Consider the following 21,482-nt stretch of genomic DNA (forward strand, 5'->3'; position numbering starts at 1 on the left):
GCGGCCCTACTGAATGCCCCGCAGGTAGGCAGCCTGCCCGAGGTGCTGGGCGCAGTCGTCGATGATGCTCACCAGCCGCGCGCTGGCCGTCACCGGCGGGTCCCAATTCGTGTCCACGACCCGGGCCAGCTCGTCGGCGGTCACCCGGGCGACGTATTCGAGGGTCAGCTCGTGCACCGCGTGGTAGTAGCCGGACAGCAAGTCCGCGGACGCCCGCACCTTCGCCACCTCCTCGGGGCCGTGACCGTAGCCGGTGTCGTTTCGCGGCAGGTCCAGCCCGAAGCGATCCACCCAGCCGTCGCGCAGCCACACCTGCTCGACGCCGGCCACGCCGGCCAGCTGGATGTCCTGCACCCGCGCGCTGTGCCAGAGCAGCCAGGCGATGCTGTTCGCGCCGGGGGTGGGCCGGTAGTTCGAGACGTCGTCGGTCAACCCGTCGGTCAGCTCGTCGACGTGTTCGATCAGCCGGGTGAAGGCGTCGCGGAGCAGTTCGGACACGGCTTCGTCGGTGCTGGCCATATCTGCGAGATTACGGGAGGCGTTTTCCCTGGCACGACCCCCGGACGCGGTCGTAGATTAGTTAGATGTCCTACGACCTCGTCATCCGCAACGGCACCATCGTCGACGGGCTGGGGGGTGAGCCGTACGTCGGCGATGTCGCGGTGGCAGGCGGCGTCATCGCGGAAGTGGGGGCGGCCGGCTCGGTCGACGGCTCCGGCGCCGTGCGGGAGATCGATGCGACGGGGCTGCTCGTGACGCCCGGATTCGTCGACCTGCACACCCACTACGACGGCCAGTCCATCTGGTCGGAACGCCTCACGCCGTCCTCGGCGCACGGGGTGACCACGGTGGTGATGGGCAACTGCGGCGTCGGATTCGCGCCGTGCCGCCAGTCCGACCACGACGTGCTCGTCGACGTTATGGCGGGGGTCGAGGACATTCCCGGCGTCGTCATGACCGACGGCCTGCCCTGGACGTGGGAGACCTTCCCCGAATACATGGACGCCCTGGAAGCGGGCCGGCGTGACATCGACGTCGCCGTCTACCTGCCGCACTCCCCGCTGCGGGTGTACGTGATGGGCCGGCGCGGCGCCGACCGCGAGCCGGCCACCGCCGAGGACCTGGCCAAGATGCGGGCACTGGCCAAGGAGGCCATCGAGGTCGGGGCGCTGGGATTCGCGTCGTCGCGGCTGACGATCCACAAGACCGAGAGCGGCTCACCGATCCCCAGCTACGACGCCGCCCGAGAGGAGATCGAGGAGATCGCCCGGGGCGTCGTGGACGGCGGCGGCGGGCTGCTGCAGTTCGTGCCCGACATCCCCGCCGGCGGCTACCAGCCCGTCCTGCAGACGGTGTTCGACGTCGCCGAGGACGTCGGACTGCCCGTCACCTTCACCCTGGTGGTCGCCAACTCCGGCGACCCCACCTGGGAAGACGCGATCACCATGATCGAGAAGGCGAATGCGGCGGGCGGAGACATCACCGCGCAGCTGCTGCCCCGCCCGATCGGTCTGATCATCGGGCTGCAGCTCACCGCCAACCCGTTCGTGCTCTACCCCAGCTACCGCGAGATTGCGCACCTGCCGCTGGCCGAACGCGTCGCCGAGATGCGCAAACCCGAGGTTCGCGCCCGCATCCTGGCCGACAAGCCCGGCCAGGGACACCCGATCCTCTACGTCGCCCAAATGTGGGATTGGATCTTCCCGCTGGGCGACCAGCCCGACTACGAGCCCGACCCGGCGACCAGCATCGGCGCCCGCGCCCGGGCCCGCGGGGTGCACCCGATGGAGGAGGCCTACGACCGCCTGCTCGACGACGAGGGCCGCGCCATGCTGCTGGTCGCCACCAGCAACCTCGCGAACAACTCGCTGGACACCGTCGGCGGGCTGCTGCACCGCGACGACGTGGTGCTCGGCCTCGGCGACGGCGGCGCCCACTACGGCATGATCTGCGACGCCAGCTACTCGACGTACTTCCTGGCGCACTGGGCGCGCGACCGCAAGAGCGGGCGGTTCACCGTGCCCGAGGCCGTCCGCGAACTCACTTCGGTGCCCGCCCGGGTGGCCGGGCTGGGCGACCGCGGCCGCATCGCCGTGGGCTACAAGGCCGACCTGAACGTCATCGACCACGCGGCGCTGCGGCTGCACAAGCCGATCATCAGCTTCGACCTGCCCGCCGGCGGCCGCCGGCTGGACCAGACGGCGGAAGGATACGTCGCGACGGTGGTGTCCGGGGCCGTAATCGCCGAGAACGGCGTCCCGACCGGCGCGCGTCCTGGCAAGTTGGTGAGAGGTCGTCAGCGTATTCCGGTACCCGCGCAATAACGCCACGAAGGGCACCCCCTCTTAGTTAAGTTGGGTCAGTGACGAGCCCGCATTTTGCGTGGTTGCCGCCTGAAATCAATTCGGCACTACTGTTCGCCGGTCCTGGCGCCGGGCCGCTTATTGCTGCGGCCGAGGCGTGGGACGGGCTTGCCGAAGAGCTGGCTTCGTCGGCGTCGTCGTTTTTTTCGGTGACGTCAGATCTGGCTAACGGGTCGTGGCAGGGCGCGTCGTCGGCGGCGATGCTGGCCGTCGCCACCCAGTACGTGAGCTGGCTCAGCGCCGCGGCGGCGCAGGCCGAGGCGGCGTCCAGCCAGGCCGCCGCGATTGCGACCGCGTTCGAGACGGCGCTGGCGGCCACCATTCAACCGGCCCTGGTGGCCGCCAACCGCGGACTGGTGCAGGCGCTGGCGTCGACGAACTGGTTCGGGCTCAACACCCCGGCCATCATGGACACCGAGGCCGCATACGAGGCCATGTGGGCGGCCGACGTGGCGGCGATGTTCGGTTATCACGCCGACGCGTCGGCGGCCGCCGCGCAATTGGCGCCTTGGCAGGCGGTGCTGCAGAAGCTCGGCATCAGCTTCAACAACGGGCAGCTCAGCCTCAACATGTTCGGTTCGCAGGGCAATTTCAACGTCGGATTCGGCAACAGCGGTACGGCGAATGTCGGCTCGGGGAACTCCGGCAGCAACAACATCGGTTGGGGCAACCTCGGCAGCAACAACATCGGGTTCGGCAATACCGGCAACAACGACTTCGGAATCGGCCTGACCGGTAACAATCAGTTCGGATTCGGCGGCTTCAACTCGGGTACCGGCAACATCGGATTGTTTAATTCTGGCAATAACAATATCGGCTTCTTCAATTCCGGCAACGGAAACTTCGGTATCGGTAATTCGGGTGTTTCAAATACCGGTTTCGCGAATGCCGGCAGCATGAATATGGGTTTCTTCAATAATGGCGCCGCCAATACCGGAATGTTCCAGGACAACGCCCTGGGAGCCGCCGGATCGGACCCCGGCACGTTCAGCTCCGGGCGCTACGTCACGGGCGGCCTGAGCGCGGCCGGCGCCTCGGGATTGCTCGGCTCGACGGGCGCGGCCACCGGCGGCATCAACCCGGGCGTCGCGGCCCCCAGCCTGATCAGCAGCGCGGCGGCCCACGCGGACTTCGCGTCCGCGGCCACGTCGGCGCCGTCGCTCGCCGGCAGCGTCGAATCCGGCGCGAACAGCAGCCTGGCCAGCGCGGTGACCGGGACGACCGCCACGCCGCCGGCGCTGCGGACGACCACAACGGCGGGCCCGCAGGGCTTCTTCACCACGGCCGCGGCCGGCGACTCGGGCCTGCGCGGCGCCGCCACCCGCGACTCGGGCATTCCCAGCTCCGGGTTCTTCAAGGGCGACCGCGGCGTCGTCGACCCCACCCCCGGCGAGGGCGAGCCGGGCCTGCCGGGCTCGCCGAGCTGAAACGGCGCCGGGGCGCCGCCTACCCTGGGACATCATGCGCACGAAGAAGCAGGTGGACATCGAGCGGCTGGCCGCTGCGCTGCCCGACTACCCGTTCGCGTACCTGATCACCGTCGACGACTCCTACCGTGTGCACACCGTGACGGTGCAACCCGCGCTGCGTGAGGCGACCCTCGATGTCGGGCTCATCGGCGGGCGCACGCGCGAAAACCTGGCCCACCGCGGCGACGTCACCCTGTTGTGGCCGCCGACCGAACCGGGCGGTTACTCGCTGATCGTCGACGGCCGGGCCGAGGTGAGCGTCGAAAACCGAGGCGAAGACGCCGTCCGCCTGGGCGTCGTACCCACCCGTGCGCTGCTGCATCGCGAGGCGGAGCCCGACTCCCCCGGCGCCGCGAAGGGCTGCCTACACGACTGCGTGGTGTTCTCGCTTCCCGCCTGACGTACAGTCGGATCCGTGAGCCGCGTCGCACCGCTCGCCCCGCCCTGGAGCGAGGAAGATGCCACGGCCATCAATAGCTGGGGCCATCCCGACCGCACGTACGAGCCGCTGCTGCTGGTGCGCTGCCTGCAACGCCATCCGGCGCTGGCCATGCGATTGCGCAAGCTCGGCGAATCCCTGTACGTCGCAGCGCTTTTGCCGCCCCGGACGCGGACCATCGCGATCCTGCGGATCTGCGCGCTGCTGCGGTGCGAGTACGAGTGGGGCGGGCAGGCGGCGTTCTGGGGCCCGATCGCGGGTGTCAGCGACGACGAGTGCGACGCGCTGGTCACCGGCGGGGCCTCCGACCCGCGGTGGAGCGCGAGCGAGCGGACCCTGATCGAGGCGGTGGACGAACTGGAGCGCACCGGCTCGTGGTCGGAGCCGACCTGGGCGGCCCTGGGGCGCTTCCTGGATGACGAGCAGCGGATCGAATTGCTGACCGCCGTGGGCTGGTACCGCACGATCTGCACGCTGTGCAACGCCCTGGCCCTGCCGGTCGAGGGCTGGATGCGGCGGTGGCCCTCAGGCCGGTGACCTGTCCCTTTTGAGACCCGGGTGCTGGCTCTTGAGCAGCGGCAGGAGCAGCCGCCGCGGCATGAACTGGAAAACCCGGGTGCTCACCCGGCTCGGCAGCCCGGCGATCACCGTTCCGCGGTCGTGCTCGAGCGCGTCGACGCCCACGCGCGCCACGTCCCGCGACGGCATCCACATGAACTTCGGAAACGCGCTGGCGAAGTCCCGCTCGTCCATGCCCGCGTTCTGCAGGAACTCGGTGCGCACCGGCCCCGGGCACAGCAGCGCGACGGTGACGCCGGTGCCGGCGAGCTCGGAGCGCACTCCTTCGGTGTAGGTGTTCACGAACGCCTTGGTGGCGGAATAGCCGGACTGGCCCGGGATTGGGTGGAAGCCCGCGGTGGATCCGACGTTGAGGATCGCGCCGCGTCCGCGCGGCACCATCTGCTGGACCGCTCGGGTGGTCAGGTCGATGACGGCCTCGACGTTGACCCGCACCTGGGCGATCTCGTCGTCCACGTCGGTCTTCGTCACCGAGCCGATGGTCCCGATGCCGGCGTTGTTGACCAGGATGTCGGCTGTCAGGCCGCGCCGGGCGACCTCGTCGAGGAGCGCGGCGCGGGCGGCCGCATCCGCGACGTCGCAGGCGATCACCTCGACTTTCACGCCGCGCCGCGCGAGTTCTTCGGCCAGTTCGCGCAGCTTGTCTTCGCGGCGGGCGACGAGGGTGACGCCGTGGCCGCGGTCGGCCAGCTCGCGGGCGATGTCGGCGCCGATTCCCGACGACGCGCCGGTCACGACGGCGGTGCTGACGGGTGAGGGAGTTGGGAGGGCCACGGCTCGAACCTACCCCGCCGAGTGTGCGGCCTGCCGCACGCTCGGCACCCAGGGTGCGGCAGGCCGCACACTCGGCGAAGGGGGCGCACGCGAAGACGAAAAAGCCCGGCCTGCACAAGCAGGCCGGGCTTTTTCGTTCTACGGACTCAGAAGTCCATGCCACCCATGCCACCGGTCGGGTCGCCCGCGGGAGCGGCCGCCTTCTCCGGCTTGTCGGCGACGACGGCCTCGGTCGTCAGGAACAGCGCCGCGATGGACGCCGCGTTCTGCAGCGCCGAACGGGTCACCTTGACCGGGTCGGCGACGCCGGCCTTCAGCAGGTCCTCGTACTCACCGGTGGCGGCGTTCAGGCCGGTACCGGCGGGCGAGTTGCGGACCTTCTCGGCGACGACGCCGGGCTCCAGCCCACCGTTGAAGGCGATCTGCTTCAGCGGGGCCTCGAGCGCCACCCGCACGATGTTGACGCCGGTCGCCTCGTCACCGGAGAGCTTCAGCTCGTCCAGGGCCGGGGCCGCGTGCAGCAGGGCCACGCCGCCGCCGGCGACGATGCCCTCCTCGACGGCCGCCTTGGCGTTGCGGACCGCGTCCTCGATGCGGTGCTTGCGCTCCTTGAGCTCCACCTCGGTGGCCGCGCCCGCCTTGATCACCGCAACACCGCCGGCCAGCTTGGCCAGGCGCTCCTGCAGCTTCTCGCGGTCGTAGTCGGAGTCGCTGTTCTCGATCTCGCTGCGGATCTGGGCCACGCGACCGGCGATGGCGTCGGAGTCACCGGCGCCCTCGACGATGGTGGTCTCGTCCTTGGTGACGACGACCTTGCGGGCCTTGCCGAGCAGCGCGACGTCGGCGCTCTCCAGCGACAGGCCGACCTCCTCGCTGATCACCTGACCACCGGTGAGGATCGCCATGTCCTGCAGCATCGCCTTGCGGCGGTCACCGAAGCCGGGGGCCTTGACCGCCACCGACTTGAAGGTGCCCCGGATCTTGTTGACGACGAGGGTGCTCAGCGCCTCGCCCTCGACGTCCTCGGCGATGATCAGCAGCGGCTTGCCGGCCTGGATGACCTTCTCCAGCAGCGGCAGCAGGTCCTTGACCGTCGACACCTTGGAGCTGACCAACAGGATGTAGGGGTCCTCGAGGACCGCTTCCTGACGCTCGGCGTCGGTGACGAAGTAGCCCGAGATGTAGCCCTTGTCGAACCGCATGCCCTCGGTGAGCTCGAGCTGCAGGCCGAAGGTGTTGGACTCCTCGACGGTGATGACGCCCTCGTTGCCGACCTTGTCCATCGCCTCGGCGATCAGGTCGCCGATCGACTGGTCGCCCGCGGAAATCGCGGCGGTAGCGGCGATCTGCTCCTTGGTCTCGACCTCCTTGGCCGACTTGAGCAGGGTCTCGGTGACCTTGTCGACCGCCTTCTCGATGCCGCGCTTGAGGCCCAGCGGGTTGGCGCCGGCCGCGACGTTGCGCAGGCCCTCGCGCACCAGCGCCTGGGCCAGCACCGTGGCCGTCGTGGTGCCGTCACCGGCGACGTCGTCGGTCTTCTTGGCGACTTCCTTGACCAGCTCGGCGCCGATCTTCTCGTAGGGGTCCTCCAGCTCGATCTCCTTGGCGATGGACACACCATCGTTGGTGATCGTGGGGGCACCCCACTTCTTCTCCAGGACGACGTTGCGGCCCTTGGGACCCAACGTCACCTTTACCGCATCGGCGAGGGCGTTGAGCCCCCGCTCGAGGCCGCGACGGGCCTCCTCGTCGTACGCAATTGTCTTGGCCATTGCGAAGTGATTCCTCCGGATCGGGAACGAAACTGGGGCAGCCGGGTCACGAAAACCCCATTACTTACGCTGGCCGGGCTCAGTGCCCGCGACGGACGACCAGAGTGGCCTCACCGTCCCGACCTAGCACTCACGGGTCGCGAGTGCCAACGTCATTCTTAGCACTCGCCCATGCCGAGTGCAAGAAGGGTCACCGGTTATCGCGCACGGCGCAACGCCACCGGCCGGCGGCTCAGGCCAGGTCGAGCAGCTGCTCGTGGAACCCGCCGAAGCCACGTGCCCGGTCGACCAGATGGATCTCCAAGATCCAGTGACAGAGGCGGCCGGTCGGGTCCGTGCGCCGCATCGGCTTGCCCGAGCCGGGCATGATGTACCACTCGACACCGGGACCGGCGATCTTGCGGTGCGGGAACTCCCCGACCAGATGGCCGGCGATGGAACTGCCGAACTCGAACCCTTCGGCGTGGGCGACCCCGACGACGAACTCGAACAGTTCGGCGCCGGTGACGTCCGGGTGGCCGTCGAAGTAGTCCCTGCCCGCCTGCCACACGCGGGGCAGAGCGTCGCGCAAGGCCTTCTTGTGTGGATCGTCGCCGAGCACGAACGTGCGCCCGAAGTCGGCCTCCCACTCCTCGAAGATCGGCCCGAGGTCCAGGAAGACGATGTCGCCGTCGGCGATCACCCGGTCCGGGGGCCGATCGGAGAAGGGCCGCAGCGTGTTCTCGCCGGCCCGCACGATCCGCCGGTGCCAGTGCCGGGTGACGCCGAACATCTGCGCGGCGAGGTCGTGGATGTCGCCGGACAGCTCGTGCTCGCCGACGCCGGCCCGGATCATGGTGCGCCGCTCGATCTCCGCGAACAGTTGCGCCGCCTTCTCCTGGGCGTCGAGAAGCCGTTCGGCGCGGACGTCCTCGGCGGCAGTCAACCCCTCCACCCCCGCGATGCTAGCCGGGCTTCGCGCGCAGACCGTCGATGACGACGTCGGTGACCCGCTCGGCCAGTTCGGGGTTGTAGGACTCCATCGCCTGGCAGCCGACCAGGATCGACTTCACTTCGCGCACGCCGACGTCCGGGCGTGCCGTGCCCGCCCGCTGCGCGGCGCGCAACAGCTCGTCGAGCACGGCAAGGAAAGCGTCCTCGGCCTCGGGCGCGGCGTTGGTGATGTCGATGCCGAGCCCCGCCAGCGCGTCCACCAGGCCGCGGTCCGCCGCGCCCCACTGCAACACCATGGAGCGCAGGAAAGTGAACAGCGCCTCGCCGGGCCGGTCGGAGCCCAGCAGCGCGTAGCCGTCGTCGACGATGTGCTGCAGCCGGTCCGCGATGACGGCGTGAAACAGCGCCTCCTTGGTCGGGAAGTGCCGGTAGACGGTCCCGGCGCCGACGCCGGCGCGGCGGGCGATCTCGTCGACCGGCACCGACAGGCCCTCGGCCGCAAACGTTTCGTAGGCGACTTGCAGGACGCGCATTCGATTGCGCGCCGCGTCGGCGCGCAGCGGCCGCGCGGGTTGCGCCATCTGTTCACCACCCATCGGTTGACAAAGCGGGGCGCACGTTCCGTATAGTGGACGATCAACCGGGGCGCACGCCCCGTTTACCGTACTCGATGAGGAGTTTCTCATGGCCAAGTGGACCGCCGCGGACATCCCCGACCAGACGGGCCGGGTCGCCGTCGTCACCGGAGCCAACACCGGCCTGGGCTACGAAACCGCCCTGGCGCTGGCCGATCACGGCGCCCACGTGGTGCTGGCGGTGCGCAATCTCGACAAGGGCAAGGACGCCGCCGCCCGCATCGCCGCCAAGAGCGCGACGGCGGACGTCAAACTGCAGGAGCTCGATCTGACGTCGCTGGACTCCGTCCGTGCCGCCGCCGACCAGTTGCGGTCCGACTACGACCGCATCGACCTGCTGATCAACAACGCCGGCGTCATGTACACGCCGAAAGAGACCACCAAAGACGGCTTCGAGATGCAGTTCGGCACCAACCATCTGGGCCACTTCGCTTTGACCGGGCTGCTGCTGGATCGCCTGCTGCCGGTCGCGGGCTCGCGGGTCGTGACGGTGAGCAGCATGGGGCACCGCATCCTCGCCGACATCCACTTCGACGACCTGCAGTGGGAACGCCGCTACAACCGCGTCGCGGCGTACGGCCAGGCCAAGCTGGCGAACCTGCTGTTCACCTACGAACTGCAGCGCCGGCTCGCCCCGCAGGGCACGACGATCGCGGCCGCCGCCCATCCCGGCGGGTCGAACACCGAGCTGGGCCGCTACACGCCCAGGGCGGTGCGGCCGCTCGTCGACGTGTTCTTCTCGGTGATCGCGCAGGACGCCGCGATGGGCGCGCTGCCGACACTGCGCGCCGCCACCGACCCGGCCGTGCTCGGCGGGCAGTACTACGGCCCCGACGGCTTCGCCGAGACCCGGGGCTATCCGAAGGTTGTCTCGTCGAGCGCCAAGTCCCACGACCCCGACCGGCAGCGCCGGCTGTGGGCGGTGTCCGAGGAACTGACCGGCGTCGTCTACCCCTTCGACTGACCGAAGGGGCGGGTGCCATAGCGGACGACGCTGTCGCACTGCCGCGCGACCGGCTCAGGCGTAGGTTGTGGCCGTGCAGGGGAAGAAGCGGCGTGCGGCGAACGCGCGGCAGAAGATGGACATGGCGATGAGCGCGCCCATCATGGCCGGGCTGCGGATCAGGCGGCCGGCGCGAATCGCGTCGCGGGCGAGGGCCGCGGCCGCGCCCCGCCCCCGGCGGGGTGGGCGCCGCATTCGCGTAGGCGTGGGGCTGCCCGACAGGCTCGCCGCCAAGCTGCGCGCGCCTCGCCCGCCGCGACGGGGCCAGCTCAAACGGCTGGCCCCGGGGAGCTGACTCGAGCGGCTCAACCTAGGGCCGCAGCTCGTAGTCCTTCTCGACCATGGTGCGCGTTCGCGCGTAGAACGTCTGCCCGCTGTAGGGCAGCTGGGTGACGACCTTGCCGCTGCGGTGCCGGAAGTAGTTGTCGCAGGCGAGCCACACCTTGCCCGTCATCGCCGCCTGGATCTCGCCGTTGTACCGCCGCTGCGCGTCGGCGGTGACCTCGACTGTGCGCGCCCCCCGGTTGCCCATCGTGTCGAGGATGTGACGGACGAACGTCGTCTGCGCCTCGTGGATGTAGATGATCGAGTTCACCCCGTTGGTGTTGGGGCCGTACAGGACAAAGAGATTCGGATACCCCGCCACGAGCGTCCCGAGGTAGGCCTCGGCACCCTCACTCCAGTCGTCACGCAGGTGACGCCCGCCCGACCCGAACACGTCGATGCTGGCCAGGTAGTCGGCGGCCTTGAAGCCGGTGCCGTAGATGATCGTGTCCACGCGGTGTTCGGCGCCCTCGACCGTGCGCAGGCCCCACTCGGTCAGCTCCGCGATCGCGGCCGTCTCCAGGCTGACGTTGGGCAGGGCGAAGGTCGGATACCACTCCCGCGACATCAGCGGCCGTTTGCAGCCGGCGGGGTAATCCGGCATCAGCTTGGCGCGCAGCTCGGGGTCGGCCACCTTGCGCATCAGATACGAGCGGGCGAGTTCCGTCGCCTCGCGGGTCTGCGCGCCGTCGACGTCGAAATTCGCGGTCTCGTAGGCGTCGAAGGCGTCCTCTCGCAGTTTGCGCGCCGCCGCGGGGTTGCGCGCGAACTCCTCCTGCTGCTCTGCCGTGAACGGAAAGTCGAACCGCGGCGCGATCCAGATCGGCGAGCGCTGGAACACGGTCAGACGCGCGGTGTCTCGCGCGATCGCGGGAACGTACTGCACCGCGCTGGCGCCGGTGCCTATCGACGCGACCCGCTCCCCGGCCGTCGACTTGCTGTGATCCCAACGGGCCGAATGGAATTGGCGGCCCCGAAACCGGCTCGCTCCCGGTATCCGGGGAATGTTGGGCACGTCGAGCATGCCGACGGCGCTCACCACCACGTCGAACTCGTACTCGCGAGCCTCGTCCGTCGTCAGCGTCCAGCGCCGGTCCGTGTCCGACCAGCGCGCCGCCGATATCGTGGTGGAGCGCCGCAGATGCGCGCCGAGCCCGTGGTCGACGGCCACCTTCTGCAGGTAGGCGAGGATCTCGGGCTGGTTCGCATACGTCTTGCTCCACCGCGGATTCGGGGCGAACGAGTACGAGTAGAGATGCGAAGGGACGTCGCACGCCGCCCCCGGGAAGGTGTTGTGGCGCCACGTCCCGCCGAAGCCGTCGGCGCGGTCGAAAATCGTGAAATCGTATCCGCCCGCGGCGAGTTGGATGCCCATCGCGATGCCGCCGGCGCCGGCGCCGATGACACCGACGCGGGTCCGCCCGCCGCTCACCATTGCGCGAAGTACGGTCGCTGGGGGCGGGTCTTCTCCACCAGGATGAACACCACACCCCACGGGTCGACGAACCAGCTGGTCCGGACCCGCGCGACCTCGGCGATCCCGCTCACCAGGAACCGGACCCCCTTGCCCTCCAGCTCCGCCCGGGTGGCGTCGAGATCCACACAGATGAGCCCGACATGGGACAGGCCGTGATCTGTCAGCGCACGGGGGTGCCGATCGATTCGATCGACGTTGAGGTACTCGATGACCTCGAGCACCCGGTCACCGTCGTCGCCGAACCCCATGATCGCCGCCTTCATCGCGGGATCGGCCATCAACTCGCCCATATCCTCGCGGATAGCGTTGTCTGCCATGACATATGGCGGCGAAAGCACGCGCATACCCAGCACGTCGCGGTAGAACGCGACCGCCGCCTCGCAATCGGGAACGCACACTGCGGTGTGAGCCAACCCGGTGATCACGTCCTCGACTGTACGGCGCCGCCGCGGGCGCCGCGGCCAGCGGCGGCCCGTCCGGGTGGGTATGTTCTGGGCCATGGCATCCAACGGCAAGGACACCCGGAAGTGGTCTGAGTCCGACGTGCCGGACCAAAGCGGCCGCGTCGCCGTCGTCACGGGCGCGAATACCGGCATCGGATACCAGACGGCCGCCGTCCTGGCCTATCGCGGCGCCCATGTCGTGCTCGCGGTGCGCGATCTGAAGAAAGGCAACGCCGCCCTGTCGCGCATCGTCGCCGCCACCCCCGGGGCCGACGTCACCCTGCAGGAGCTCGACCTGAGCTCGCTGGACTCGGTGCGCGCGGCCGCCCGGGCGCTGCGAGCGGCCTACCCGCGGATCGACCTGCTGATCAACAACGCCGGAGTGATGTGGACCCCCAAGCAGGTCACCAAGGACGGCTTCGAATTGCAGTTCGGCACAAACCATCTCGGCCACTTCGCGCTGACCGGGTTGGTGCTCGAGAGCCTGCTGGGAGTCCGCGGCTCGCGGGTGGTGACCGTGAGCAGTCTCGGCCACCGGCTGCGGGCCGCAATCCACTTCGACGACCTGCAGTGGGAACGCCGCTACGATCGGGTGGGCGCCTACGGGCAGTCGAAGCTGGCGAATTTGCTGTTCACCTACGAGCTGCAGCGCAGGCTGGCCGCCCACTCCGCCGCCAACGATGCGACCATCGCCGTCGCCGCGCACCCCGGCGGCTCCAACACCGAGCTGGCCCGCAACCTGCCGGGCATCTTTCAGCCGGTGAAGGCGGTTCTTGGGCCGGTGCTGTTCCAGAGCGCGGCCATGGGCGCCCTGCCGACGCTGCGGGCCGCGACCGACCCCGGCGTCGCGGGCGGGCAGTACTACGGCCCGGACGGCTTCCTCGAGCAGCGCGGTCACCCGAAGCTGGTCGAGTCCAGCCGGCAGTCACACGACGAGCACCTGCAGCGTCGCCTCTGGACCGTCTCCGAAGAACTCACCGGCGTCAGCTTTCCGATCTGACGGGCCGATAATGGCCGGATGCGGTCCGTCCAGGAACACCAGCGTGTCGTCACCGACCTGATCCGCGCCCGCCCGCCGGGGGCCGTCGCGCTGGCCGCCGCGCAGGGTCTGGTTCTGGCCGACGACGTGGTCGCGTCGCTGGCGCTGCCGTTGTTCGACAACTCCGCGATGGACGGCTACGCGGTGCGCGCCGAGGACACCGCCGTCGCGACGCCGCAACGCCCGGTGGTGCTGCCCGTCGCCGAAGACATCCCGGCCGGCCGCACCGACATGCTGACGCTGCAGCCGCACACCGCGCACCGCATCATGACGGGCGCACCGGTGCCCGCCGGCGCGACCACCATCGTGCCCGTGGAAGACACCGACGGCGGCGTCGAGTCGGTGTCGATCCGGCAGGGCCGTGAACCCGGAAAGCACATCCGCCGGGCGGGCGAGGACGTCGCGCCCGGCACCACGGTGTTGCGCAGTGGGCAGGTCGTGACGCCGGCCGTGCTCGGGCTGGCCTCGGCGCTGGGACTGGCTGAACTGCAGGTGATTCCGCGCCAGCGAGTGCTGGTGCTGTCCACCGGCTCGGAGCTGGTGGCGCCCGGCACGCCGCTAAGGCCCGGCCAGATCTACGAGTCCAACTCGCTCATGCTGGCCGGCGCGGCGCGGGAGGCCGGAGCCGAAGTCGTCGGCGTCGAGACCGCCGGCGACGACGTCGCGCAGTTCCGTTCGATCCTGGATAAGCATGCCGGCAATGCCGAAGTGATCATCACCAGCGGCGGGGTCAGCGCCGGCGCCTACGAGGTGGTCAAGGACGTCTTCGGGCGCCAAGGCGATCAGGGAGTGGAGTTCGTCAAGGTGGCGATGCAGCCGGGCATGCCGCAGGGCGTCGGGCGGGTGGCCGGCGCGACCATCGTCACGCTGCCCGGCAATCCGGTGAGCGCGCTGGTGTCCTTCGAGGTGTTCATCCGGCCTGCGCTGCGCGCGGCGATGGGCCTGCCCGATCCGCACCGGCCGCACCGGCCCGCCGTCCTCGCCGAATCGCTGACGTCGCCGCGCGGCAAGCGCCAGTTCCGGCGCGCCATCTACGACCGCGACGCCGGCAGCGTCACCAGTTACGGCCCCCCGGCGTCGCACCACCTGCGATGGCTGGCGTCGGCGAACGGGCTGCTCGACATTCCCGAGGACGTCGTCGAGGTGCCGGCCGGGACCCGGCTGGAGGTCTGGGACCTGAGTTGACCCGCGGGTGTGGCCGTCTCGCGGCCGAAGACCAACCGGCCCGGGCTCCGTAAGATGGCCGCGTGGCAAGACGCCCCCGAACGGTCGGTCCGACAGCCGAGGACCCGACCTTCAGCCCGCAACACGCGCTTGAGCTGGTGCGCTCCTCCGTTCCACCGATTCATCGGGCCGGGCGGCCATTCGTCGCCGCCGGGTTGGGCCTGGCCGTGGTGGGGCGCAACCATCGGTGGATCCGGCGGTCGGGCCTGCTGGCGGCGGGCGCGTGCGCGGCGTTCTTCCGGCACCCCTCGCGCGTTCCGCCCGACCGCGCCGGCGCGGTCGTCGCGCCCGCCGACGGCGAGATCTGCGTGATCGACTCCGCGGCCCCGCCCGCCGAACTCGGCATGGGTTCGGAAACGGGGGCAGCCCCGCTGCCCCGGGTCAGCATCTTCCTTTCGCTGCTGGACGCCCACGTCCAGCGGTCGCCCGTCAGCGGCGAGGTGATTGCCATGCGGCACCGGCCGGGCCGGTTCGGTTCGGCCGACCTGGCCGCGGCGAGCACCGAGAACGAGCGGACCAGCCTGCGCATCCGGACGGCCGGCGGGGCGGAAGTCGTCGTCGTGCAGATCGCGGGTCTGCTGGCGCGCCGCATCGTGTGCGACGCCCGCGTCGGGGACACGCTGTCGATCGGCGAGACCTACGGCCTGATCCGCTTCGGCTCCCGGCTGGACATCTATCTGCCGGCGGACGCGGAAGTGCTGGTGAGGGTCGGGCAGCGCGCGGTCGCCGGCGAGACCGTGCTGGCCGAGCTGCCATGATCAGCAAGCCGCGCACCAGGCGGGGGGTCGACCTGCACATCCTGCCCAGCGCAATGACCGTGCTGTCGATCTGCGCCGGACTGACCGCGATCAAGTTCGCCCTCGAGCATCAGCCCAAGGCGGCGATGGCGCTGATCGCCGCGGCCGCCATCCTCGACGGGCTCGATGGCCGGGTGGCCCGCATCCTGGACGCCCAATCACGCATGGGCGAGGAGATCGACTCGCTGGCCGATGCGGTGAACTTCGGCGTGACGCCCGCGATCGTGGTGTATCTGACGCTGTTCGCGCAGTCACCGGCCGGCTGGATCGTCGTGCTGCTCTACGCGGTGTGCGTGGTGCTGCGGCTGGCCCGATACAACGCGTTGCTCGACGACGGAACCCAGCCCGCCTACACACACGAGTTCTTCGTCGGGATGCCCGCGCCGGCGGGCGCCGTCTCGATGATCGGCCTGATCGGGCTGAAGCTTCAGTTCGGCGAGGGCTGGTGGACGTCGCCGGTGTTCCTGTGCATCTGGATCACCGGAACGTCGATGCTGATGATCAGCAAGATCCCGATGCGCAAGATGCACGCCGCCGCGGTGCCCCCGAACTGGGCGGCGCCGCTGCTCGCGGTGCTGGCAATCTGCGCGGCGGCCGCGGTGCTGGCGCCCTACCTGCTGATCTGGGTGATCATCGTCGCCTACCTGTGCCACGTGCCGTTCGCGGTGCGCAACCAGCGCTGGCTGGCCGCGCACCCGGAGGCGTTGGCGGACAAGCCCAAACAACGTCGCGCCGCGCGCCGCGCGATCCGCCGGGCGCGACAGCCCAGCCGCCGGTCGATGGCGCGGCTCGGGCTGAGAAAGCCGGGCGCCAGACCAGGGGGCAAACCGGGCGGGCGTCTGCGATGACGCTCGACCCGGCCGGCACACGTCAGCTCACCCTGACCGCCCGGCTGAACACGTCCGCGGTCGACTCCCGTCGCGGCGTGGTCCGCCTGCACCCCAGCGCCGTTGCCGCGCTGGGGATCCGGGAGTGGGACGCCGTGTCGCTCACCGGGTCACGCACCACCTCGGCCGTTGCGGCGCTGGCCGGTCCGGGAACCCCCGCCGGCACCGTGCTGCTCGACGACGTGACGCTGTCCAACGCCGGACTGCGCGAGGACACCGCGGTGATCGTCGGGGCGGTGACCGTCCACGGCGCGCGGTCGGTCACGCTGTCCGGCTCGCCCCTGGCCACCCAGTCGCTGACGCCGGTCACCCTGCGACAGGCCTTGCTCGGCAAGGTGATGACCGTCGGCGACGCGGTGTCGCTGTTGCCGCGCGACCTGGGCCCGGGCACCTCTGCCCCTTCCTCTCACCGGGCCGCCGCGCGGGCGCTGGCCGCCGCCGTCGGGATCAGCTGGACCTCGGAGCTGTTGACCGTCACCGGCGTCGATCCCGGCGGGCCCGTCAGCGTGCAGCCGAACTCCCTGGTCACCTGGGGCGCCGGTGTTCCCGCGGCGAGCGGCGCTCCCGCTGCCGAGCCGTTCGAGGTCACCAGCCCGGGGATCCTCGTCGAGGAGCTCAAGGGCTCGGGGCCCCAGGCTGCCAAGCTCTCCGAATGGCTCAAGCTCGCGCTCGACGAGCCGCACCTGCTCAAGACGCTGGGAGCCGGTGCCAACCTCGGGGTGCTGGTCTCCGGACCCGCCGGGGTGGGCAAGGTCACGCTGGTGCGGGCGGTGTGCGACGGCCGCAGGCTGGTCGAACTCGACGGCCCGGAGGCCGGCGCGCTGGCCGCCGACGCCCGACTGAGCGCGGTGGCGTCGGCGGTGAAGACGATTCGCGACGGCGGCGGCGTCTTGCTGATCACCGACGTCGACGCCCTGCTGCCCGCCACCGCCGAGCCGGTCGCCTCGCTCATCCTGGGCGAGCTGCGCACCGCGGTCGCCACCGAGGGAGTCGCCCTGATCGCTACGTCCGCACGTCCCGACCAACTCGATCCCCGGCTGCGCGCCCCCGACCTGTGCGACCGCGAACTGGGCCTACCGCTGCCCGACGCCCCGACCCGCAGGTCGCTACTGGAGGCGCTGCTGAAGCCCGCTCCCACCCGAGACCTCAATCTTGACGAGATCAGCCATCGCACACCGGGTTTCGTCGTCGCCGACCTGGCCGCGCTGGTGCGCGAAGCGGCGCTGCGGGCGGCGTCGCGGGCCAGCGCCGACGGGGAGTCGCCCGAGCTGCACCAGGAGGACCTCGTCGGCGCGCTGACCGTCATCCGGCCGCTGTCCCGCTCGGCCGGCGAAGAGTTGACCGTCGGGGACGTGACGCTCGACGATGTCGGCGACATGGCCGAGGCGCGGCAGGCGCTGACCGAGGCGGTGCTGTGGCCGCTGCAGCATCCCGACACCTTCGCCCGGTTGGGCGTCGAGCCGCCGCGCGGGGTGCTGCTGTACGGCCCACCCGGCTGCGGCAAGACCTTCGTCGTCCGCGCGCTGGCCAGCACCGGGCAGCTGTCCGTGCACACCGTCAAGGGCTCCGAGTTGATGGACAAGTGGGTGGGCAGCTCGGAAAAGGCGGTGCGCGAACTCTTTCGGCGGGCCCGCGACTCGGCCCCGTCGCTGATCTTCCTCGACGAGGTCGACGCGCTGGCGCCGCGCCGGGGGCAAAGCTTCGACTCGGGCGTGACCGACCGGGTGGTGGCCGCACTGCTGACCGAGCTGGACGGCGTCAACCCCCTGCGCGATGTCGTGGTGCTGGGCGCCACCAACAGGCCGGACCTGATCGATCCCGCCCTGCTGCGCCCGGGCCGGTTGGAGCGGCTGGTGTTCGTCGAGCCGCCTGACGCCGCGGCCCGAAGCGAAATCCTGCGCACCGCAGGCAAATCCATTCCGCTGAGCGCCGACGTCGACCTCGAGGGCGTCGCGGCGGCCCTGGACGGCTACAGCGCGGCCGACTGCGTGGCGCTGCTGCGCGAGGCCGCGCTGACCGCGATGCGGCGCTCCATCGATGCCACCGACGTGACGGCCGCAGACCTCGCGACGGCGCGGCAGAACGTGCGCCCGTCCCTGGACCCCGCGCTTGTCGAGTCCCTGCGCGCGTTCGCCGGGGCCTTTTAGCGCCGCCCGTGCGCCGACGCCGCGGCGGGGTGGTTGCTGAACGCATTGCTGCGGCCGGGTTTGAACTCCCGGCCCGTTCGCCTCGTAACCAAATCACATACATCATTTCGTCGAGGTCGTGGCACGCCGCCGAGGAGAGAACACATGAACGATGAGCGGCCCGTCCTCGTGAGGTGGCGGCGATGATCGCCACCCTGCCGTCCCCGCGCCTGGCCCCCACCCTCGGCGCGCGCCGGCCCGGCCCGCTCGGAAAGGTTCACGACGCGGCGCCGACGAGCCGGGTCATGGTGGTGGCCGTGATGGTGTCGATGGTCGCCTTCCTCGACAGCACCGTCGTGAACCTGGCCCTGCCGGCCACCGAGCGCGATCTCGGCGGGGGCATGTGCCTGCAGCAGTGGGTCGTCGACGGCTACCTGCTGGCGCTGGCCGCCATGATCCTGCCGGGCGGCGCCATCTCCGACCTGTTCGGGCGGGTTGCGGTGATGCGGTTCGGGCTGTTGGCGTTCGGGACGGGCTCGGCGCTGGCGGCCACCGCGATCTCGCCGGCGATGCTGATCGCCGGGCGCGTCGTGCAGGGTCTGGGCGCGGCGTTTCTGGTACCTGGATCGCTGGCCTTGATCAATTCCACGTTCGGCCACGCACGCCGGGCCGCGGCGGTCGGCACCTGGACCGCCTGGACCGGCACCGCGTTCGCGCTCGGCCCGCTGCTGGGCGGCCTGGCGGTCGACCTGCTGAGCTGGCGATGGATCTACGTGTTGTCGGCCGTTCCGATGGCCGTCGGCTTCGCCCTGACCTTCTGGCTGCGCCCGATTCCGCGACCCGCCCGAAGCGCCCGCCTCGACGTCGAAGGGGCCGCGCTGGCGGCAATCGGCCTGTCGGGCAGCGTATTCGCGCTCATCGAGGCGGGAAAGCACGGGTGGCACTCGGGTTTCGTCGCATCGCTGGTGGTGGGGGTCGCGGCGTTGCTGGCGTTCGTGGCATGGCAGCGCCGCGCGCCGCACCCGTTGGTGCCTCCGGACCTGTTCGCGAGCCGCACGTTCGCGAGCGCCAACCTGATCACCGCCTTCGTTTACGGCGCGCTCACCATGGCCTCGCTTGCCGTCTCGCTCTACATCCAGGAGGTCGCGGGTTACGGCGCGACGGTCGCGGGCCTGGTCACCCTGCCCAGTCCCGTCATTTCGTTCCTGTTCGCCAGGCGGGTCGGCGGCCTGGCCGCCCGGATCGGGCATCGGTTCTTCCTGACGACGGGACCGTTGGTGGCCGCTGCCGGCCTGCTGCTGATCCGGCCGGGGCGCGGGTTCGACATCGCCACGCACCTGCTGCCCGGGGTGATCCTGCTGGCCGCCGGCATGGTTCTCACCAGCACCCCGCTGACGGCGCTGAACCTGTCGTCGGTGCAGCCGGCCCGCGGCGGAGTGGCGGCCGCCGTCCAGAACGCGGTCGGCCGGACGTCGGCGTTGACCTCGGTGGCGTGCCTGGGACTGATCGCCGCCGGCAGGCTGACCGACGCCAGCTTCGCCCGGCTGCTGCAGGTGGCCGCGGGGTTGTTCGTGATCGGCGCGTTGGTCGGCGGGTTTTCCGTCACCAAGGTGAAGCAAATTTGCAGTTGACTGCACTATTGCTTACAACTGCATATACCGGTTAGGGTGAGGCTGCGACGGGGCCATACTCGAATCGAGGGATGCCAATGGCGGCAACGAAAACGGCAGCGCGGCCGGTGGGTGAATTCATGGACGACCCGATCGGCTTCTTCGGCCAGTCCTACACACAGATGCACAGCATCGAACGCGACGAGCTCGAAGCGCTGCAACGCCAGGCGATGGGTATCCGATTTCACCAGCACTACCGAAGCATCGAGATGCTGCGCAAGCTCGCCGACCGGCTGGGTATCACGGCCATAGATGAGTTCAATGATGTTGTGCCGTTGATGTTCTCACACACGGCGTTCAAGTCGTACCCCGCGGCGCTGATCGACAGGAAGCGCTTCGACCTGATGACCGGCTGGCTGGACAAGCTGACCAGCTACGACCTGTCCGCCGTGGACACCGCCGGATGCACCGGCATCGACGACTGGATCGACCGGCTTGACGCGCAGACCCCACTGGAAACCATCACGTCCAGCGGCACCACCGGCACCATCTCGATCCTTCCCAAGGACAAGCGCGGCGCCGAAGAGGGCATGAGGCTCTGGAAGATCTGCCTCTTCCAGACCTTCGGCCAGGAACCGACGGACGCCGAACTCAATCCCTCGGTCGATGTCGTGTGGCCGAACTTCGCCAACGGCAAGCTCGGACATCTGCGTATCGCCAACATGATCAAGCGGGGATTCACCGGCGGCGACGAACGCAGGTTCCATGCCCTCTACCCGTTCGCGGTCGATACCGATCTGATGTTCCTGGCGTCCAAGATGCGCGCCGCGGCATCCCGCGGGGAGCTCGATCGGCTCGAGATCGATCCGGCGCTGGCCGCCCGCAAGGACGAGTTCATCGCCATGCAGGCCCGCCAGGCACAGGACATGGACGCGTTCTTTACCCGCATCACCGACCAGCTGCGGGGGAGGCGGGTCTTCATGCTCGGCACCTACCACCTGATGTACGACATCGCCAAGGCCGGCCTCGACCGGGGCGTGCGCAATGTCTTCGCCCCCGACTCGGCGATCCTGACCGGCGGCGGCATGAAAGGCATCGCGCTGCCTGAAGATTTCATGGACGTCATCAAAGACTTTCTCGGCGTCGACCGCATCCAGCAGGGATACGGGTTTTCCGAGTCCAGCACCTTCCACTGGGGTTGCAGCGCGGGGCGCTACCACGTGGCACCGTGGGTCATCCCGTTCGTGCTCGACCCCGACACCAGCGAGCCGCTCCCTCGCACCGGTGTGCAGACCGGACGCGCGGCCGTCTACGACATTCTGCTGCGCGCCCACTGGGGCGGCGTCATTTCCGGTGACGAGGTCACCATTGACTGGGACCTCCGATGTCCGTGCGGGCAGGTCAGCGTCGCCTTCGAGAAGGACATCATTCGCTACAGCGACAAGCATGGCGTCGAAGACGACCGGATCACCTGCGCCGCAACGCAGGAGGTGCACAACGAAGCCGTGAACTTCATGAAGGGAGTGGATCTCTGATCGCCTACACTGTCCCGCTATTCCTGCGGGGGCAGGTCATCACCGACAACCTT

At 69.9% G+C, this 21,482-nt stretch carries 20 protein-coding genes; 12 read left to right on the forward strand and 8 right to left on the reverse strand.

Translation table 11 applies throughout. The annotated features are described in order from the left end of the window. Positions 1-6: 6 nt before the first annotated feature. Positions 7-519, reverse strand: coding sequence for a mycothiol transferase (locus tag G6N48_RS16470; RefSeq protein ID WP_085271761.1), 513 nt, complete (start codon positions 517-519; stop codon positions 7-9). Positions 520-584: 65 nt separating this feature from the next. Between G6N48_RS16470 and G6N48_RS16475 the strand changes: the two genes are divergently transcribed. From G6N48_RS16475 to G6N48_RS16490, 4 genes are read left to right on the forward strand one after another with little or no spacing between them, the layout of a single operon-like run. Further along, positions 585-2,324, forward strand: a complete 1,740-nt coding sequence (locus G6N48_RS16475) for an N-acyl-D-amino-acid deacylase family protein (RefSeq protein ID WP_085271760.1) — start codon at positions 585-587, stop codon at positions 2,322-2,324. Between the two features lie 38 nt (positions 2,325-2,362). Beyond that, entirely contained in the window at positions 2,363-3,790 is a 1,428-nt protein-coding gene (locus G6N48_RS16480) for a PPE family protein (RefSeq protein WP_085271759.1), read from the forward strand. A gap of 34 nt (positions 3,791-3,824) precedes the next feature. Further along, on the forward strand, positions 3,825-4,232 hold the full coding sequence (locus tag G6N48_RS16485) for a hypothetical protein (protein WP_085271758.1): 408 nt from the start codon (positions 3,825-3,827) through the stop codon (positions 4,230-4,232). A 15-nt stretch (positions 4,233-4,247) separates the two neighbouring features. Further along, positions 4,248-4,808, forward strand: coding sequence for a carboxymuconolactone decarboxylase family protein (locus G6N48_RS16490; protein WP_085271757.1), 561 nt, complete (start codon positions 4,248-4,250; stop codon positions 4,806-4,808). On the opposite strand, the gene G6N48_RS16495 is transcribed toward G6N48_RS16490, so the two are convergent. The 4 genes from G6N48_RS16495 to G6N48_RS16510 form a co-directional block, all read right to left on the reverse strand. After that, a complete protein-coding gene (locus G6N48_RS16495) occupies positions 4,797-5,624 on the reverse strand; it encodes an SDR family NAD(P)-dependent oxidoreductase (protein ID WP_085271756.1) in 828 nt (275 codons plus the stop codon). The two genes, G6N48_RS16490 and G6N48_RS16495, sit on opposite strands and share 12 nt — an antisense overlap. Before the next feature lie 146 nt (positions 5,625-5,770). Then, positions 5,771-7,396: a chaperonin GroEL gene (groL, locus tag G6N48_RS16500; RefSeq protein WP_085271755.1), complete on the reverse strand. Its 1,626-nt coding sequence runs from the start codon at positions 7,394-7,396 to the stop codon at positions 5,771-5,773. A 232-nt stretch (positions 7,397-7,628) separates the two neighbouring features. Continuing rightward, positions 7,629-8,321 carry a M24 family metallopeptidase gene (locus G6N48_RS16505; RefSeq protein ID WP_085272051.1) on the reverse strand — a complete coding sequence of 231 codons (693 nt, stop codon included), beginning with the start codon at positions 8,319-8,321 and terminating at the stop codon, positions 7,629-7,631. A gap of 19 nt (positions 8,322-8,340) precedes the next feature. Further along, positions 8,341-8,910, reverse strand: a complete 570-nt coding sequence (locus tag G6N48_RS16510) for a TetR/AcrR family transcriptional regulator (protein WP_085272052.1) — start codon at positions 8,908-8,910, stop codon at positions 8,341-8,343. A gap of 103 nt (positions 8,911-9,013) precedes the next feature. Here G6N48_RS16510 and G6N48_RS16515 point away from each other — a divergent pair, with 103 nt between their 5' ends. Further along, positions 9,014-9,928 carry an SDR family NAD(P)-dependent oxidoreductase gene (locus tag G6N48_RS16515; RefSeq protein WP_085271754.1) on the forward strand — a complete coding sequence of 305 codons (915 nt, stop codon included), beginning with the start codon at positions 9,014-9,016 and terminating at the stop codon, positions 9,926-9,928. A gap of 54 nt (positions 9,929-9,982) precedes the next feature. On the opposite strand, the gene G6N48_RS16520 is transcribed toward G6N48_RS16515, so the two are convergent. The 3 genes from G6N48_RS16520 to G6N48_RS16530 all read right to left on the reverse strand — a co-directional run bounded on the left by G6N48_RS16520 (position 9,983) and on the right by G6N48_RS16530 (position 12,193). Beyond that, positions 9,983-10,162, reverse strand: a complete 180-nt coding sequence (locus G6N48_RS16520) for a hypothetical protein (protein WP_085271753.1) — start codon at positions 10,160-10,162, stop codon at positions 9,983-9,985. 115 nt (positions 10,163-10,277) lie between these two features. Next, positions 10,278-11,723, reverse strand: a complete 1,446-nt coding sequence (locus G6N48_RS16525) for a flavin-containing monooxygenase (RefSeq protein WP_232066637.1) — start codon at positions 11,721-11,723, stop codon at positions 10,278-10,280. Then, complete coding sequence (locus G6N48_RS16530) at positions 11,720-12,193, reverse strand: VOC family protein (RefSeq protein WP_085271751.1); 474 nt, start codon at positions 12,191-12,193, stop codon at positions 11,720-11,722. The genes G6N48_RS16525 and G6N48_RS16530 overlap by 4 nt, the downstream gene beginning before the upstream one ends. A 73-nt stretch (positions 12,194-12,266) precedes the next feature. Between G6N48_RS16530 and G6N48_RS16535 the strand changes: the two genes are divergently transcribed. The 7 genes from G6N48_RS16535 to G6N48_RS16565 all read left to right on the forward strand — a co-directional run bounded on the left by G6N48_RS16535 (position 12,267) and on the right by G6N48_RS16565 (position 21,429). Continuing rightward, the gene (locus G6N48_RS16535) at positions 12,267-13,211 is read left to right on the forward strand and encodes an SDR family NAD(P)-dependent oxidoreductase (RefSeq protein ID WP_085272050.1); all 945 of its coding nucleotides are present in this window, start codon (positions 12,267-12,269) and stop codon (positions 13,209-13,211) included. 18 nt (positions 13,212-13,229) lie between these two features. Beyond that, positions 13,230-14,435, forward strand: a complete 1,206-nt coding sequence (moeA, locus tag G6N48_RS16540) for a molybdopterin molybdotransferase MoeA (RefSeq protein WP_085271750.1) — start codon at positions 13,230-13,232, stop codon at positions 14,433-14,435. Between the two features lie 62 nt (positions 14,436-14,497). Beyond that, the gene (locus G6N48_RS16545; protein ID WP_085271749.1) at positions 14,498-15,232 is read left to right on the forward strand and encodes a phosphatidylserine decarboxylase; all 735 of its coding nucleotides are present in this window, start codon (positions 14,498-14,500) and stop codon (positions 15,230-15,232) included. After that, positions 15,229-16,119: a CDP-diacylglycerol--serine O-phosphatidyltransferase gene (pssA, locus tag G6N48_RS16550; RefSeq protein ID WP_085271748.1), complete on the forward strand. Its 891-nt coding sequence runs from the start codon at positions 15,229-15,231 to the stop codon at positions 16,117-16,119. Before G6N48_RS16545 ends, pssA begins: the two co-directional genes overlap by 4 nt. Continuing rightward, positions 16,116-18,305, forward strand: a complete 2,190-nt coding sequence (locus G6N48_RS16555; RefSeq protein WP_085271747.1) for an AAA family ATPase — start codon at positions 16,116-16,118, stop codon at positions 18,303-18,305. Before pssA ends, G6N48_RS16555 begins: the two co-directional genes overlap by 4 nt. 182 nt (positions 18,306-18,487) lie before the next feature. Continuing rightward, entirely contained in the window at positions 18,488-19,915 is a 1,428-nt protein-coding gene (locus tag G6N48_RS16560; protein WP_232066638.1) for an MFS transporter, read from the forward strand. A gap of 119 nt (positions 19,916-20,034) precedes the next feature. After that, on the forward strand, positions 20,035-21,429 hold the full coding sequence (locus tag G6N48_RS16565) for a long-chain-fatty-acid--protein ligase (RefSeq protein WP_232066639.1): 1,395 nt from the start codon (positions 20,035-20,037) through the stop codon (positions 21,427-21,429). Positions 21,430-21,482: the final 53 nt, after the last annotated feature.

This window comes from Mycobacterium parmense (assembly GCF_010730575.1).
Taxonomy (GTDB): domain Bacteria; phylum Actinomycetota; class Actinomycetes; order Mycobacteriales; family Mycobacteriaceae; genus Mycobacterium; species Mycobacterium parmense.

What these genes read in the sequence shown, in the direction of transcription:
- G6N48_RS16470 (WP_085271761.1), bottom strand. Translation starts at nt 519, where the DNA reads ATGGCCAGCACCGACGAAGCCGTGTCCGAACTGCTCCGCGACGCCTTC.
- G6N48_RS16475 (WP_085271760.1), top strand. Translation starts at nt 585, where the DNA reads ATGTCCTACGACCTCGTCATCCGCAACGGCACCATCGTCGACGGGCTG.
- G6N48_RS16485 (WP_085271758.1), top strand. Translation starts at nt 3,825, where the DNA reads ATGCGCACGAAGAAGCAGGTGGACATCGAGCGGCTGGCCGCTGCGCTG.
- groL (WP_085271755.1), bottom strand. Translation starts at nt 7,396, where the DNA reads ATGGCCAAGACAATTGCGTACGACGAGGAGGCCCGTCGCGGCCTCGAG.
- G6N48_RS16510 (WP_085272052.1), bottom strand. Translation starts at nt 8,910, where the DNA reads ATGGCGCAACCCGCGCGGCCGCTGCGCGCCGACGCGGCGCGCAATCGA.
- G6N48_RS16515 (WP_085271754.1), top strand. Translation starts at nt 9,014, where the DNA reads ATGGCCAAGTGGACCGCCGCGGACATCCCCGACCAGACGGGCCGGGTC.
- G6N48_RS16520 (WP_085271753.1), bottom strand. Translation starts at nt 10,162, where the DNA reads ATGCGGCGCCCACCCCGCCGGGGGCGGGGCGCGGCCGCGGCCCTCGCC.
- G6N48_RS16535 (WP_085272050.1), top strand. Translation starts at nt 12,267, where the DNA reads ATGGCATCCAACGGCAAGGACACCCGGAAGTGGTCTGAGTCCGACGTG.
- moeA (WP_085271750.1), top strand. Translation starts at nt 13,230, where the DNA reads ATGCGGTCCGTCCAGGAACACCAGCGTGTCGTCACCGACCTGATCCGC.
- pssA (WP_085271748.1), top strand. Translation starts at nt 15,229, where the DNA reads ATGATCAGCAAGCCGCGCACCAGGCGGGGGGTCGACCTGCACATCCTG.
- G6N48_RS16555 (WP_085271747.1), top strand. Translation starts at nt 16,116, where the DNA reads ATGACGCTCGACCCGGCCGGCACACGTCAGCTCACCCTGACCGCCCGG.
- G6N48_RS16560 (WP_232066638.1), top strand. Translation starts at nt 18,488, where the DNA reads ATGATCGCCACCCTGCCGTCCCCGCGCCTGGCCCCCACCCTCGGCGCG.
- G6N48_RS16565 (WP_232066639.1), top strand. Translation starts at nt 20,035, where the DNA reads ATGGACGACCCGATCGGCTTCTTCGGCCAGTCCTACACACAGATGCAC.